Origin of the sequence: Janthinobacterium sp. SUN120 (genome assembly GCF_030397735.1) — a bacterium.
GTDB classification, from domain to species: Bacteria; Pseudomonadota; Gammaproteobacteria; order Burkholderiales; family Burkholderiaceae_D; genus Janthinobacterium; species Janthinobacterium kumbetense.
Window position 1 is genome coordinate 1,452,506 of record NZ_JAPUBW010000001.1, and the last position, 13,163, is coordinate 1,465,668.

The window sequence follows — 13,163 nt, forward strand, 5'->3', positions numbered from 1 at the left end:
AGATAACAAGAGCATAGAAGGCCAACATGGATGTTCCGTCAAAGAAATGTGGAGATTCGATGGAGAGCGCGAAGAATGCTAGACTATTTGCATGAACTATCATCACAGCGCCAGCCAGCCCTCGTTTCTTGCCACCACGCCCCCTTCCGCCCTCGTCCTGATCGCCGAAGATGAACCGCAAATCGCCCGCATCCTCGCCGGTTACCTGGAGCGCGACGGCTACCGCACGGCCTTCGCGCACGACGGCCAGGAAGCGCTGCAGCAGCACCTGGCGCTGGCGCCGGACCTGCTGCTGCTCGACGTGCAAATGCCCAGGGTCGATGGCTGGGGCGTGCTGGCGGAAGTGCGGCGGCGCGGCGAAACGCCCGTCATCATGCTGACGGCGCGCGACCAGGATGCGGACAAACTGGCCGCCCTGCGCGTGGGCGCCGACGACTACATCATCAAGCCCTTCAATCCGGCCGAGGTGGTGGCGCGCGTGGCGGCCGTGCTGCGCCGCTCGCGCGTGCGCCACCACCCGGTGGGCGGCCAGCGCCTGCGCTGCGGTCCCATCGACATCGACCAGGAAACGTACGTGGCCAGCGTGCTGCGCGACGGCGCGCCCGTGCCCTTGAGCCTGACGTTGACGGAATTCCGCCTGCTGGCCCACCTGGCGCGCACGCCGCGCCGCGTCTGCAGCCGCCTGGAATTGCTGGAGTCATGCATGCCCGAGAGCAATTCGCTGGAACGCACGGTGGACAGCCACGTCAGCAAGCTGCGCAAGAAGCTGGAAGAAGCGGGCGTGATGAACATGCCGGCCAGCCTGCGCGGCGTGGGTTACCGCCTGGAAAGCGACCTCTGATGCGCTTCACGGGCTTGAACCGGCAGATCGTGCTGTCGATGTCCGTGCTGATGGTCAGCGGCATCCTGATCATCTGGATCGGTTCCTGGACCTTCTTCGCCATCGCCTTCAAGATCGATCCCGGCATGCTGTCCGAGCCGGACGACTGGTCGCCGACGACGGCCGAATGGCTGTGGATCTTCGCCATCACCATCTTCGGCCTGGGCCTGGCCGCGTTTTTCGCCATCAAGCTCGCTTCGCGCATTCTCAAGCCGATCAATTCCGTGATGGACAGCGTGCGCCGCGTGGCGCATGGCGACCTGTCCGCGCGCGCCTTCGCGGGCGACCGCAGCTTGGGCGAAACGGCCATGCTGGTCGATGACTTCAACAGCATGGCCGAGCGCCTGCAGCGGGCGGCCAAGGAAAGCGAGACGTGGAATGCGGCCATCGCGCACGAATTGCGCACGCCCGTGACCATCCTGCGCGGCACCTTGCAAGGCGTCGTCGACGGCGTCTTCAAGCCCGAGGAAGTGCCGTTTTCCAGCCTGCTGGCGCAAGTCGAGGACCTGGGCCGCCTGATCGAAGACTTGCGCACCCTGAGCCTGGCCGACAGCGGCCACATGCAGCTGCGCATGGCGTGGACGGACCTGACCCTGGAAATCGGGGAAGTGCGCCGCCTGCTGGCGCAGGAGATGGAAGCGGCCGGTTTTACGCTGCAACTGCACCTGTCCGACCATCCCGTCTGCTGCGACGCGGCGCGCATCCGGCAAATCGTGCTGGCCCTGCTCGACAACGCGCGCCGCTACGCGCATCCGGGCCTGCTGCGCGTGCGCACCCGCGTGCAGGCCGGCCAGTACTACCTGAGCGTCGAAGATGCGGGTCCCGGCATTGCCGACGACCTGGCGCCGCACGTGTTCGAAGCGTTCCGCCGCGGCGACAGCGCCAGGGTCGACCTGAACGCGGGCAGCGGCCTGGGACTGGCCGTGGTCGAAGCCATCGCGCGCGCCCACGGCGGCAGCGCCGTCTGCACGCGTGGCAAGGCGGGCGGCAGCCTGTTCACCATCAAGTGGCCGGTCGAACACGGCGCCCCGCCCGCCGGCTGACTACGCGGGCGGCGCGCGTAGCATGTCGACGAAGGCGCGCAGCACGGGCGGCATCTGGCGCCGGCTCGGGTAGTACAGGTAGTAACGGGGCGGCGGCGGCAGGCAGCGCTCCAGCACGCACTCCAGGCGCCCCGCCGCGAGATCGGCGCGCGCATCGGCCTCGTACACATACGCCAGTCCCGCGCCATCGCGGGCCGCGCGCAGCATCATCTCATCGTCGTCGAACACCAGCGGGCCGCCGACGGCGATGCTGACGGCGTCCCCTCCCAGCTCGAACTCCCACGCATACTGGCGCCCGCTGGGAAAACGCCGGCCGATGCAGGCATGGTCCAGCAAGTCGCGCGGCGTGCCTGGCGCCCCATGCACCGCCAGGTAGGCGGGCGACGCCACCACGACGAACGGTTGCGGCGCGCCCACGGGCACGGCGACCATGTCGGCCGCCACCTGCTCGCCAAAGCGGATGCCCGCGTCAAAACCGTCGCGCACGATATCGATCATACCGTCATCCGTCACCACTTCCACCTGCACGCGCGGATAGCGGGCGACGAAGCTGGCCAGCATGGGCGCGAGCAGCAACCGGGCGGCCGGACGGGGCACGTTCAGGCGCAACTTGCCTGCGGGCACATCCTGCAAGGCGCTCAGGTCCAGCAAGGCATCGTCGATTTCGCGCATGGCCGGCGCCAGCCGCGCCAGCAACTGCTGCCCCGCCTCCGTCGGCGTGACGCTGCGCGTGGTGCGGTTCAGCAGGCGCACGCCCAGGCGCTCTTCCAGCGTCCGCAGCGCATGGCTGAGGGCGGACGCGGAGACGCCCCGTTCGAGGGCCGCCTTGCGAAAGCTGCGCAGGCGGGCGACGGCGGCAAAGGCCGTCAATTCATTCAGGTCAGCCATTATTCAGGAAGCAATTCATGAGCAATATTCAGTAATACATGCAGGATTAGACATCTTATCGCATGCTGTTGCTTCATCCATACTCCTTGCATCTTTTTTTGAAGAGGAGTGAAAAATGGAACACAGAACACTGGGCAACTCCGGCTTGCGCGTCGCCCCCATCGGCCTGGGCTGTATGGGCATGAGCTTTGCCTACGGCGGCGCGGACGAAGCCGCCTCGCTGCGCGTGCTGCACCGCGCCGTGGAACTGGGCGTGACCCTGATCGATACGGCGGAAGTCTACGGCCCCTACGCCAACGAGGACTTGGTAGGCCGCGCCCTGAAGCAGCTGCGCGGCAAGGTCAGCATCGCCACCAAGTTCGGTTTCAAGATATTGCCCCACGGCCAGGGCGTGGAGCGCATGGCGGGCGTCGACAGCCGCCCCGAGCATATTCGCCAGGCGGTGGAGGCGTCGCTGTCCCGGCTGGGCATCGAGTGCATCGACTTGCTGTACCAGCACCGCGTGGACCCCGCCGTGCCCATCGAAGACGTCGTCGGCGCCATGGCCGGCCTGGTGCGCGCAGGCAAGGTGCGCCACCTGGGGCTGTCGGAAGTGTCGGCCGCCACCCTGCGCCGCGCCCACGCCGTGCACCCGATTGCGGCCGTGCAGTCCGAGTATTCGCTGTGGAGCCGCGACGTGGAAGCGGAGGTGCTGCCCGCCTGCCGCGCCCTCGGCATCGGCTTCGTGCCCTACAGCCCGCTGGGCCGGGGCTTCCTGACGGGCCAGCTCACGTCCAGCGCGATGCTGGCGCCCGACGATTACCGCCACAGCCTGCCCCGCTTCCAGCCGCAGGCGATGGCGGCCAACGCGCACCTGGTGGCAGAACTGCAGCGCCTGGCGGCGGCGCGCGGCGTCACGGCGGCCCAGCTGGCCCTGGCCTGGCTGCTGGCGCAAGGCAGCGACCTCGTGCCGATACCCGGCGCCCGCAGCCTGGCGCACCTGGAAGAAAACGTGGCCGCCGTGCGCATCACCCTGAACGAGAGCGAGCTGGCCGCCATCGGCGCCGCCATCGCGCCCGCCGCCGTGCAAGGCGCGCGCTACCCGGAAGTGGAACTTGCCATGCTTGGCCTGTAGACAAGCGTACTCGAGTACGTTAATTTGAGTACGAATACCGCTTCTTTTTGCCCGCCGCACTTGAAATGCGTGAATCCGCTATCATTTCCAATCTGAACTATTCATTATGAAAGGGATTTACATGTCCGATTTGCTCGAAACACTGCAATGGCGCTACGCCACCAAGAAAATGGACCCGACGAAAACGGTGCCGCAAGACAAGGTCGAGCGCATCCTGGAAGCCGTGCGCCTGACGGCCAGCTCCAGCGGACTGCATCCTTACGAAGTCTTCGTCGTGACGAATCCGGCCCTGCGCGAGCAGATCAAGCCGCATGCATGGAACCAGGGCCAGGTGACGGATTCCTCGCACCTGCTGGTGTTTGCCGCCTGGGACAATTACACGGTGGAACGCATCAACGCGCGTTTCGACCTGGTCAACGAGGTGCGCGGCTTCAAGAATGAAGGCTGGGAAGCGTACCGCCAGCAAATCCTGGCCACGTATCCGCAGCGCGATGCCGAGACCAACTACCAGCACGCGGCACGCCAGGCCTACATCGGCGTGGGCACGGCCCTGATCGCCGCGGCGCAGGAACAAGTCGATTCGACGCCGATGGAAGGTTTTGATCCGGCCAAGGTCGATGAAATCCTGAACCTGCGCGAAAAAGGCTTGCGTTCCGTCGTCATGCTGCCGCTGGGCTACCGCGCCGACGAAGGCGACTGGCTGGTGGACTTGAAAAAAGTGCGCCCTGCTCGCGAGCAATTCATCACCGAGCTGGCGTAAGCGCTACGCCAGTGACTGAAAAGCGGATGCCCTGACCGGCATCCGCTTTTTTTTGTCCGTTCAGGCCGCCTGCGGGAAGCGTACCGTCACCTGCAATCCCCGCCCTGCCTCGCCGTCGGCCAGCGCGATATCGGCCTGGTGGTGCTCGGCGATGTGGCGCACGATGGACAGGCCCAGGCCGCAGCCCCAGGCGTCGTTGCCGTCGGGACGGAAGAAGCGGTCGAACAGGCGCGCATGGTGCTGGCGCGGCACGCCGGGGCCGTTATCGGACACGCGCAGCAAGGGCCTGCCCTCTTCCACTGCCGCCTGCAAGTCGACCCGGCCACCCTGCTGCGTGTAACGCAAGGCATTGTCGATCAAGTTGTTCAGCAACACTTGCAAGCCGTCGGGATCGGCCTGCACCAGCACCCTGGCGGGCAGCGCTTCCACCACGCCCAGGTCGATGGCGCGGCTGTCGGCCAGCGCGCTGTGGTCGCCCACGGCCGCTTCCAGCAATTGTCCCAAGTCCACCGTGTGCAGCTGGCTGGCCGTGAGCGCCGTTTCATGGCGCGCCAGACTGAGCAGTTGCCGCACCAGGTGCGTGCTGCGGTCCAGCCGTTCGTGCAGCCGCGCCAGCGCAACGCGCCGTTCTTCCTCGCTGCCGGCCCGCTCGGCCACCTGCAGCTGCAGTTTCAATGCCGTCAGCGGCGAACGCAATTCATGCGCGGCATCGGCGACAAAGGTGCGTTGCGCCGTCAGCGCCGCCTCGAACTGCCCCATCAGGCTATTCAACGCCAGCGCCACGGGCCGCAGTTCGGGCGGCATGTCGTCGGCCGCCAGCGGCGTCAGGGCGTCCGGCGAACGGCCCGCCACGGACTCGGCCAGCCGGTGCAGGGGTGCCAGCGCGCGTCCCACGACGGCGACGATCAGCAGCGCCAGGATCAGCGCGAACACCAGCAGGGGCGCGCCGGCCCGCATGGTCATCCGCCAGGCCAGCTGGTCGCGCACGGCCTGCGCCTGCGCCACCTGCACGTAGCGGCCGCGCCGCGTCTCGCCGTACAGGCGCCAGTCCTCACCGTGCAACTCGACATCGGCAAAGCCGGCCAGCGCATAGCGCGGCAGTGCCGGCTGCTCCTGCAGGACGGGCAAGGGCTGGCCATCCTCGTCCCACGCCTGCAGCACGAACGCTTCTTCCGGCTCTTGCGCGGCGGCCAGTCCCTCCTGCGGCTCGAACTCGTCGGGCAAGGCCACGGCCAGCTGGCGCAGCTGCAAGTCGGCCAGCTCATTGGTTTCTTCCAGCAACGAACGGAACAGGGAAATGCCGGCGCCCAGCACGCACAGCAGGGTGGCGGCCAGCAAACCGAGCAATAATTGGCGGCGGATGGTCAGCAAGATGCTACCCGCATCTTGTAACCCACGCCGCGCACGGTCTGGATGCAATCCGCACCGAGCTTCTTGCGCAGCTGGTACACGTACACGTCGACGGTATTGCTTTCCACTTCGCTATCCCAGCCGTACAGCTTTTCGCTCAGCTGGCGCTTCGACACCACCTTGCCCGGATGGTCGAGCAAGGCGCGCAGCACGGAAAACTCGCGCGGCGGCAGCTTGATCAGCTCGCCCTCGAACGTGACGTCGTGGCTGGCCAGGTCGAGGATCAGCGCGCCATGCTCGATGACGGAGCGCGAACGGCTGACGCGACGGCGCAGCAGCGCGCGGATGCGCGCCAGCAGCTCGTCGAGGTCGAACGGCTTGACCAGGTAATCGTCGGCGCCGCTGTCGAGCCCTTCCACGCGGGCCGGCGTGCCGTCGCGCGCCGTGATGATCAGCACGGGCAACTCGGCGCCCCGCGCGCGCATGGCGCGCAGCACGTCCATGCCCTCCTTGCCGGGCAAGCCCAGGTCCAGCAGCATCAAATCGTAGGCGAAGCCGGCCAGCGCCAGCTCCGCATCGTGGCCATCGCGCACCCAGTCCACGGCATAGCACTCGCCGCGCAAGCCCTCGACCAGGCTTTCCCCGATCATCGGATCGTCCTCCACCAGCAACACGCGCACGCGGGCCTCTCAAAGTCTTGAAAAAGCCACCATCTTACCTTGACTGGCGCCGCGCCGCAGGGGCTGCCGCGGTGGCCTTACCTGGATCCGGACCCGCGGAACGGCGGGATATTGCCTTCTTGCGGATACAGCACCACGCCTGTCGCAAGCGGTGCCGCCGCAGCGAGCGCCTCGCCGGGCTGGGCCGCTTGGGATACGGGCAGAACGGCCAGCAGGGATACCGCGCCAACACAGAAAATAGCCTTGATTTTCATATCATTCCTTCAAAGGTTGCATAGAAAAATATCGGATCAATACATTGTTTCATATATTAATAAACAGGCAATTCCAGTCCAAGATAGCTACATGCCGGCAACAAGTCAATCTCCGCAGCAACTGAATTGCCCCCGTGTCCGCCCATGCCAGGCATGGCGTGAATTCGCGATACCGTGACTATGTGCGCATTTGGCGCGTTTTTTATGCGGTATATTTTCCTTCCCTCCACGCATCTGGAAAGGCATGCCATGTCCAGTTCCACCCAAGATACCGTCATCGTCAAGGCGGCGATTTATCCGCCCATCGGCATTGCCCGCGTGGGCAACAGCCCCAGCGAATACTTTATGGGACCGGAGGTGCCGGAACCGGCGCCGCGGCCGGCCGGCTATTACCGCGATGCGTCCGGGGCCATCAAGCGCCAGGCAGCGGGCTTTCGCATCTACGGCTTGAACGCCGCCGGCGTGGCCGTGGCCGAGTTGAACGCCAGCAATGCCGACATCGAATGGTCCGTCACGCTGGCCAATACCAAGGCGGCGTGGTACCAGTTCCAGATCGCGCTCGACATTCCCGAGGCGAATGTCACCCAGCCCTCGTTCCTGCGCAACATGGCCGTCACGGACCGCGCACAACTGTCCATCACGCCCGGCGAGCGCAAGATCGGCGGCAGCGAACAGCCGGCCGTCGCCTTCGACAGCGGCCGCTTCATGGGCACGCCCGTCTACCTGGGCGAATTGCGCACGGACGCCATGGGACGGCTGATCGTGCTGGGCGGCCATGGCAAGTCCGCCTCGTGGAATGGCGCGCGCGCCATCACCTTTGCCAACAACGAAGGCTGGCATGACGACACGGCCGACGGCCCCGTCTGCGCCACGGTGCACTACCAGGGCCAGGCCTTGCCCGTCGACATGGCCTGGGTGGTCGTCGCGCCGCCCGACTACGCACCGCAGCAAAAGTCGGTGCGCACCATGTGGGACTTGATGCGCGACTTGTTTGTTTCCGAAAACAAAATTACCGCGCCTGCCGTTCCCTCGTTCCAGGACGACATCCGTCCCATTTTCGAGCGCCTGTCCAACCTGCAATGGGTCAACGCCGGCTTCGCGGCCGCCTTCGGCTGGGATGGCAGCACGCCATTCAGCCGCGACGAATGGATGGCGCGCCTGGCCAGCCCGTCCGAAAACCGCAAGGAGTGGCGCAACGTCATCTATAACCAGTTCCGGCAATTCGAGCGCGACGCCTGGGCGCCGTCGCCGTGGCCGTGGCTGTATGGCGACGCGATGGCCATCCCGCCGGCAGACACGCCGCGCCAGAACTGCGCGCTGAGCAATTTGCAGTTGCGCTTCCTCAAGCAATGGGCCGACGGCAAGTTCACGGACGACTATGCGCCCGGCAAGACGCCGCCGCAAAGCCTGGCCGACGTGGAAGTGGCGCAGCAACCGGACACCCTGCTGCGCGCCGCCATGGAATTCTGCCTGGCAGACGCCTTCCACCCCGGCTGCGAAATGACCTGGCCCATGCGCCAGGCCAGCATGTACAGCGCGCCGTTCCGCCTGGCGCACCGGCCGCCCGGCTGGGTGGAGCCGGATTACGGTGCAGTGTTGACGCCGGACAATATCGGCAGCCCCTGCTCGGCGCAGATCGCCGGCGGCGTCACGCGCTGGATGGCCGTGCCTTGGCAAACGGACACGGCCAGCTGCCGCTCCGGCTACCAATCCGACTACGATCCCTACGTGCCGACCTTCTGGCCCGCGCGCGTGCCGAACCAGGTGATGAGCAAGCTCGCCTACGACACGGTGATGAACCGGGAAGCCCCCACCGACGACCGCCTGGCCGCCTTCGCCCGGCGCGCCGCGTGGATACGTCCGCTGGGCAACATCAGCTATGAAGAGCAGATCAACAACATGATCGCCGACCTGGCGCAAGTGGGCGTGGTCGAGGTGCGCCCCGGCCCCACGGACGTGAGCGGCTTCCCCGCCTTCCTGCAGGTGGAAAACCTGCCGCAAGCGATCGCCGGCAAGCATACATTGCGCGCCGCGGCGCCCATACCGGACGAGTTTGTCGACGTCGACCTGGAAGGCACGGAAAAAGCGCGGCATCTGCAGCGGCACCGCTTGTGACGGTGCTGCAGGCCGACGTGCTCGTCGTCGGCGCCGGTCCGGCCGGCGCCACGGCCGCCCTGAACCTGGCGGGGCGGCACCGGGTCTTGCTGGTCGACCGGCTGGCCGCGCCGCTGGCGCGCATCGGTGAATCGCTGCCGCCCGCCGCCGCGCGCCTGCTGCAGGACATGGGCTTGCTCGACGCCTTCCTGCGCCAGGGCCATGCGCCCTACCACGGCAACCGCGCGTGGTGGAACGGCGCCTGGGCGGAACACCACTTCCTCAGCGACCCCGATGGCCACGGCTGGCACCTGGCGCGCAGCACCTTCGACCTGTGGCTGCGCGACGAGGCGCGCCAACGCGGCGCCGCCCTGCTGGCCTCGGCCAGGGTCGCGGACATCGCGCCGGACGATGGCGGCTGGAGAGTACGGCTGGAAACGCAGCACGGCCCGTGCGACGCGGCGGCGCGCATCGTCATCGACGCCACGGGACGCAGCGCCCGGCTGGCCCGCAAAGCGGGCGCGCAGCGCCGGCACAGCGACCGGCTGATATCTATATGGCAATACGGACATGAACGCACGCCCTCCGCGCGGGGCTTTGCCCACATCGAGGCGTGCGAATACGGCTGGTGGTACAGCGCGCCCCTGCCCGGCCAGCGCCGCGTGCTGGCCCTGCATACGGATGCGGACTTGCTCGGCAGCACCGCCCTGCGCGATGCCGGCTGGCTGGAAGCGGCGGCGCGGCGCTTGCCGGCCACGCGGGAATTGCTGGAGCAGCAAGGCTACGAGGCCGATACACCGGCCCTGGCCACGCCCGCCCATACGGCCGCCCTGGACGCCGCCGCAGGACCAGGCTGGTTCGCCGCCGGCGACGCGGCCCTGAGCTTCGACCCGCTGTCGTCGCAAGGCATCTTCAACGCCCTCTACACGGGCCTGGCCGCCGCCGAAGCGGCCGACCGCACGCTGCAGGGCGACGCCACGGCTTGCCAGCAATACAATGCGGAACTGGCGGCCATCGGCGCGGCATACGGACGCCACCTGGCATACTGTTACGGCCAGGAAACACGCTGGCCGTCGGCGCCATTCTGGAGCCGGCGCCGACCGCTCGCGGCCCGCTGACCCGCCGGCCCGCAAAAAATCGCCGCGCCGCCGTGCTGCCACGCGCTGCCGCTATGGCTGCATGGCAAGCGCCCCGATCACGAGCGCGCGCATGCCCAGGTCGAACTCGGCCTCGATGAGCGCATCGTCCTCTGCTTCCCAGGCGTCGCCGGCCGGCGCATACACGGTGTCGGCCAGGGCCACGCAGTGGAAGGCCACGGTCGACAGCAGCCAGCGGGCGCGCTCCCTGGGCAGCCGGTAGCTGTCCGCCACGTGCGCCTGGTGGGCGTCGATCCGGGCCAGCATGGCCGGCGTCGTCGCTTTTCTGCGCAGCAAGTACGGCGCCAGCCCCGGATGCGACTTGACCAGCGCGCGCAGCGAAGCGCTGAAACGCAGCAGATAGCCCTCCAGGTCGTCGTTGCCCGTCGCTGGCAGTTTCCATCGAACAAAAATTTCCTCGGCCACCAGCAGCTTGAGCGCCGCCAGGTTCGCCACATGCTTGTACAACGCCACATGGCTAACGCCGAGCAAGGTGGCGACACCGGTAAACGTCATGGCGGGCAGGCCCAGCGCCATGCCGGCGTCGGCGATGCGTTCGCGCGTGATGCTGGGGGGACGCCCGGGGCGGGGCGATGTGCTTGCAATAGTCATCGTTATTGTCCGTGGCGGCAGCTGCGTTGTCGGTTTCAGCTAATTAGTTTAGCATGGTGAAACTAATTACCCAATACCAAGGAGTGCTTACCATGGCAACACCCGTAGAACAGCAATCCGGCGGCCAGCTGCGCAATGCCGAGCATGACCGCAGCCTGCATGAAGTCACGGCCGCCGTCAGCGCCATCGCGCACCCCGTTCCCAGCGTGCTGCGCGTCACGGCCCGCCTGGACCGTTCCGGCGACGATCCCCACTGGGCGCTGCCCAACGTGGCTTTCCGCATCCATCTCGACGGGCCAGCGTATGGCGGCGCGTCGCGTATCTACACCGTGCGCAGCTTTGACGCGCAGGCAGGTGCGTTTACCTTCGATATCGTGCGGCATGCACACGCGAGTCCGATGATGCACTGGGGTAACAGCCTGCGCGTGGGCGAGGTCTTCCGCCTGACGGGGCCGCGCCCGCAGTTCATCGTTCCTGCCGGTGCCGAAAAGAAAATCGCCCTTTTCCTCGACGAAACAGGCATACCCGCGCTGTATGCCATGTTGCAGCAGTGGCCCGCCGGCGCGAGCGGCATCGGCTGGGTGGTGACGGATGATGCGGCCGCCTTTGCCGAGCTGCCCACCGTGCCGGGCCTGGCGTTGCACCGCCTCGGCACGGCCCACGTGGCGCCGGACGGGCCGCTGGCGGCCCAGGCCAGGGCGTTGCAAGATCCGCACGATTACGCGATCTGGGGCGCCGGCGAACGCGATGAAATGCGCGCCATCCGCCAGCATTTTCGCGTCGACGCGGGCCTGTCCAAGGAACAGGTGCTGGTGGCCGGCTACTGGAAACGGGGAGTCAGCAACACGGACATCGATCTGCGCCGCCGGCAAAATTTCGAGCAGCTGATCGCCAATGGCGGCACCCTGGCCGATTTCGACGACCTGGCCGTCGAAGTGTGAGCGGCGCCGGTCGCGGCGCGCGCTAGCGGGCGGCGAAGTCGAAGCGCCACGCGTCCTGGCTGCGGCGCAAGGTAACGTCCACTTCGGTCGCCGACACCGGCATCGCATACTGCGTCATGTCCTGGAAACTCTCCAGGCTGTAGGTCTGGCCCGCTGCCGGCCGCATGGCCACCACAAAATACAGGCTGGGCAGGTATTCGAAACCGACCGTCATGTTGGCATCGACATCGGGCATGGTCGCAACCGGCCGGTCGTTCACGTACCAGTTGCAGCTGAATGGGGTGAATGGGCTGGTCTCGTTCATGACGCCGCATTGCGACGGCGTCAACTTCGATTGCGCCAGCGAGGCGGCGGCTGGCTGCAGCAGCGGCGACAAGCCATGCGGGCTCACGGCCGACAGCAGCTGGCCCGGCGCGATGACCTGGCGGCCCGAGACGATCTTGTTCCCGGTGATGCCGAAACTGTTCACGTCGGTCGAGATCCTGTCCTCGTAGTGGAACGATTCGGTGGCGCCGGCCGACCCCGTCAACACCTGCCAGGCATGGCTGCGGTAATGGCCCTGCGGGTTGTGCAGCTTCAGGAAGACCAGCACGGAGTTGCCTAGCAAATCGTCTGTTTCCACGTTGTAACGGACGTAGAATTGAATGCCCATCGCTTGCTCCCTGCCTGGAATCTGCACGAACTCAGGAAAGACAGCGCCGGAGGACGAGTCCACGATTTCCTCCGGCGCCGGTTGTCACTGCCCCTGCCCTGCCTGATGCAGGGCGTGAGCACGCTACTCGCGAACGATTACTGCGCCAGGTAGCGCTCCGAACGGGGACCGTACAGCAAGCCATTCGGCACGCCGGCCGACAGCATGCGCGCATTTGCCGTGCCGGCGAGCGGATGGCTGGCATCGGTGCTGGTATTGATGATCTGCTTGACGGCCGCCGTCACCAGCATGCCGACCAGGCCGCCGCCACCGCTGTTGTTGCCTTCGTTGCTGGACGCGCTGGCCGCGCCCTGCCACAGCAAGGCGCCCGTCTTCAGGTCGACCAGCTTGGCATCGACCGACACCACCGTCACGCTGTCGATCACGGCGTAAGTGGTGCCGTACTTGGAAATCGTCACGTACAGGCCCGCATCGGCGCCAAAGATCTCGTTGAGCTTTTTCGCATCGACGCCGTGGATATCGGCGGCGTTCGTCAAGCCGTTCTGCTTGAAGGTTTCACCGACCACGGCCACCGGCAGCACATAGTAGCCCGCTTCGGCCAGCGGATACGTCACTTGCGCGTAGACGCTGTTGCCGGCATTGACTTCCGGCGAGTTGTTCAACGGCGGCAAGACCACGATGGAACGGGGCTTGGCTGCCTTGAAGGCGGTGTAATCGTATGCCGCCTGCTTGGTGGCGCAACCGACCATGAAGATGGCT

14 protein-coding genes are annotated in these 13,163 nt (G+C 66.6%); 7 read left to right on the forward strand and 7 right to left on the reverse strand.

Features of this window, described 5'->3' with window-relative positions; translation table 11 throughout:
• The first annotated feature begins 91 nt into the window (after positions 1-91).
• Together O0879_RS06375 and O0879_RS06380 are read left to right on the forward strand one after the other, a co-directional pair.
• The gene (locus O0879_RS06375; protein ID WP_289909535.1) at positions 92-841 is read left to right on the forward strand and encodes a response regulator; all 750 of its coding nucleotides are present in this window, start codon (positions 92-94) and stop codon (positions 839-841) included.
• Entirely contained in the window at positions 841-1,923 is a 1,083-nt protein-coding gene (locus tag O0879_RS06380; protein WP_289915495.1) for an ATP-binding protein, read from the forward strand. The genes O0879_RS06375 and O0879_RS06380 overlap by 1 nt, the downstream gene beginning before the upstream one ends.
• Here O0879_RS06380 and O0879_RS06385 read toward each other — a convergent pair whose 3' ends face one another.
• A complete protein-coding gene (locus O0879_RS06385) occupies positions 1,924-2,811 on the reverse strand; it encodes a LysR family transcriptional regulator (protein WP_289915498.1) in 888 nt (295 codons plus the stop codon).
• 115 nt (positions 2,812-2,926) lie between these two features.
• Here O0879_RS06385 and O0879_RS06390 point away from each other — a divergent pair, with 115 nt between their 5' ends.
• Positions 2,927-3,925, forward strand: a complete 999-nt coding sequence (locus O0879_RS06390) for an aldo/keto reductase (RefSeq protein ID WP_289915499.1) — start codon at positions 2,927-2,929, stop codon at positions 3,923-3,925.
• A 121-nt stretch (positions 3,926-4,046) separates the two neighbouring features.
• A complete protein-coding gene (locus O0879_RS06395) occupies positions 4,047-4,685 on the forward strand; it encodes an NAD(P)H-dependent oxidoreductase (RefSeq protein WP_289915501.1) in 639 nt (212 codons plus the stop codon).
• A 60-nt stretch (positions 4,686-4,745) separates the two neighbouring features.
• Here the strand turns inward: O0879_RS06395 and O0879_RS06400 are convergent, their stop codons facing one another.
• From O0879_RS06400 to O0879_RS06410, 3 genes are all read right to left on the reverse strand, one after another.
• Positions 4,746-6,056 carry an ATP-binding protein gene (locus tag O0879_RS06400; protein ID WP_289915502.1) on the reverse strand — a complete coding sequence of 437 codons (1,311 nt, stop codon included), beginning with the start codon at positions 6,054-6,056 and terminating at the stop codon, positions 4,746-4,748.
• On the reverse strand, positions 6,050-6,715 hold the full coding sequence (locus tag O0879_RS06405) for a response regulator transcription factor (protein ID WP_289909527.1): 666 nt from the start codon (positions 6,713-6,715) through the stop codon (positions 6,050-6,052). Before O0879_RS06405 ends, O0879_RS06400 begins: the two co-directional genes overlap by 7 nt.
• A gap of 77 nt (positions 6,716-6,792) precedes the next feature.
• On the reverse strand, positions 6,793-6,969 hold the full coding sequence (locus tag O0879_RS06410; RefSeq protein WP_289915504.1) for a hypothetical protein: 177 nt from the start codon (positions 6,967-6,969) through the stop codon (positions 6,793-6,795).
• Positions 6,970-7,218: 249 nt separating this feature from the next.
• Between O0879_RS06410 and O0879_RS06415 the strand changes: the two genes are divergently transcribed.
• Both O0879_RS06415 and O0879_RS06420 read left to right on the forward strand, forming a co-directional pair.
• Entirely contained in the window at positions 7,219-9,084 is a 1,866-nt protein-coding gene (locus O0879_RS06415) for a LodA/GoxA family CTQ-dependent oxidase (RefSeq protein ID WP_289915506.1), read from the forward strand.
• Positions 9,081-10,181 (forward strand): tryptophan 7-halogenase, encoded by a 1,101-nt coding sequence (locus tag O0879_RS06420; RefSeq protein ID WP_289915508.1) that lies wholly within the window; start codon positions 9,081-9,083, stop codon positions 10,179-10,181. Before O0879_RS06415 ends, O0879_RS06420 begins: the two co-directional genes overlap by 4 nt.
• 51 nt (positions 10,182-10,232) lie before the next feature.
• Here O0879_RS06420 and O0879_RS06425 read toward each other — a convergent pair whose 3' ends face one another.
• On the reverse strand, positions 10,233-10,811 hold the full coding sequence (locus O0879_RS06425; protein WP_289915510.1) for a TetR/AcrR family transcriptional regulator: 579 nt from the start codon (positions 10,809-10,811) through the stop codon (positions 10,233-10,235).
• A 92-nt stretch (positions 10,812-10,903) separates the two neighbouring features.
• Here O0879_RS06425 and O0879_RS06430 point away from each other — a divergent pair, with 92 nt between their 5' ends.
• Entirely contained in the window at positions 10,904-11,752 is an 849-nt protein-coding gene (locus tag O0879_RS06430) for a siderophore-interacting protein (protein ID WP_289915512.1), read from the forward strand.
• A gap of 22 nt (positions 11,753-11,774) precedes the next feature.
• Here the strand turns inward: O0879_RS06430 and O0879_RS06435 are convergent, their stop codons facing one another.
• Positions 11,775-12,404, reverse strand: a complete 630-nt coding sequence (locus O0879_RS06435) for a hypothetical protein (protein ID WP_289915515.1) — start codon at positions 12,402-12,404, stop codon at positions 11,775-11,777.
• A gap of 137 nt (positions 12,405-12,541) precedes the next feature.
• Positions 12,542-13,153, reverse strand: coding sequence for a DUF799 domain-containing protein (locus O0879_RS06440; protein WP_225242261.1), 612 nt, complete (start codon positions 13,151-13,153; stop codon positions 12,542-12,544).
• Positions 13,154-13,163 lie beyond the last annotated feature (10 nt).

What these genes read in the sequence shown, in the direction of transcription:
- O0879_RS06380 (WP_289915495.1), top strand. Translation starts at nt 841, where the DNA reads ATGCGCTTCACGGGCTTGAACCGGCAGATCGTGCTGTCGATGTCCGTG.
- O0879_RS06375 (WP_289909535.1), top strand. Translation starts at nt 92, where the DNA reads ATGAACTATCATCACAGCGCCAGCCAGCCCTCGTTTCTTGCCACCACG.
- O0879_RS06385 (WP_289915498.1), bottom strand. Translation starts at nt 2,811, where the DNA reads ATGGCTGACCTGAATGAATTGACGGCCTTTGCCGCCGTCGCCCGCCTG.
- O0879_RS06410 (WP_289915504.1), bottom strand. Translation starts at nt 6,969, where the DNA reads ATGAAAATCAAGGCTATTTTCTGTGTTGGCGCGGTATCCCTGCTGGCC.
- O0879_RS06415 (WP_289915506.1), top strand. Translation starts at nt 7,219, where the DNA reads ATGTCCAGTTCCACCCAAGATACCGTCATCGTCAAGGCGGCGATTTAT.
- O0879_RS06395 (WP_289915501.1), top strand. Translation starts at nt 4,047, where the DNA reads ATGTCCGATTTGCTCGAAACACTGCAATGGCGCTACGCCACCAAGAAA.
- O0879_RS06430 (WP_289915512.1), top strand. Translation starts at nt 10,904, where the DNA reads ATGGCAACACCCGTAGAACAGCAATCCGGCGGCCAGCTGCGCAATGCC.
- O0879_RS06425 (WP_289915510.1), bottom strand. Translation starts at nt 10,811, where the DNA reads ATGACTATTGCAAGCACATCGCCCCGCCCCGGGCGTCCCCCCAGCATC.
- O0879_RS06390 (WP_289915499.1), top strand. Translation starts at nt 2,927, where the DNA reads ATGGAACACAGAACACTGGGCAACTCCGGCTTGCGCGTCGCCCCCATC.
- O0879_RS06435 (WP_289915515.1), bottom strand. Translation starts at nt 12,404, where the DNA reads ATGGGCATTCAATTCTACGTCCGTTACAACGTGGAAACAGACGATTTG.
- O0879_RS06440 (WP_225242261.1), bottom strand. Translation starts at nt 13,153, where the DNA reads ATGGTCGGTTGCGCCACCAAGCAGGCGGCATACGATTACACCGCCTTC.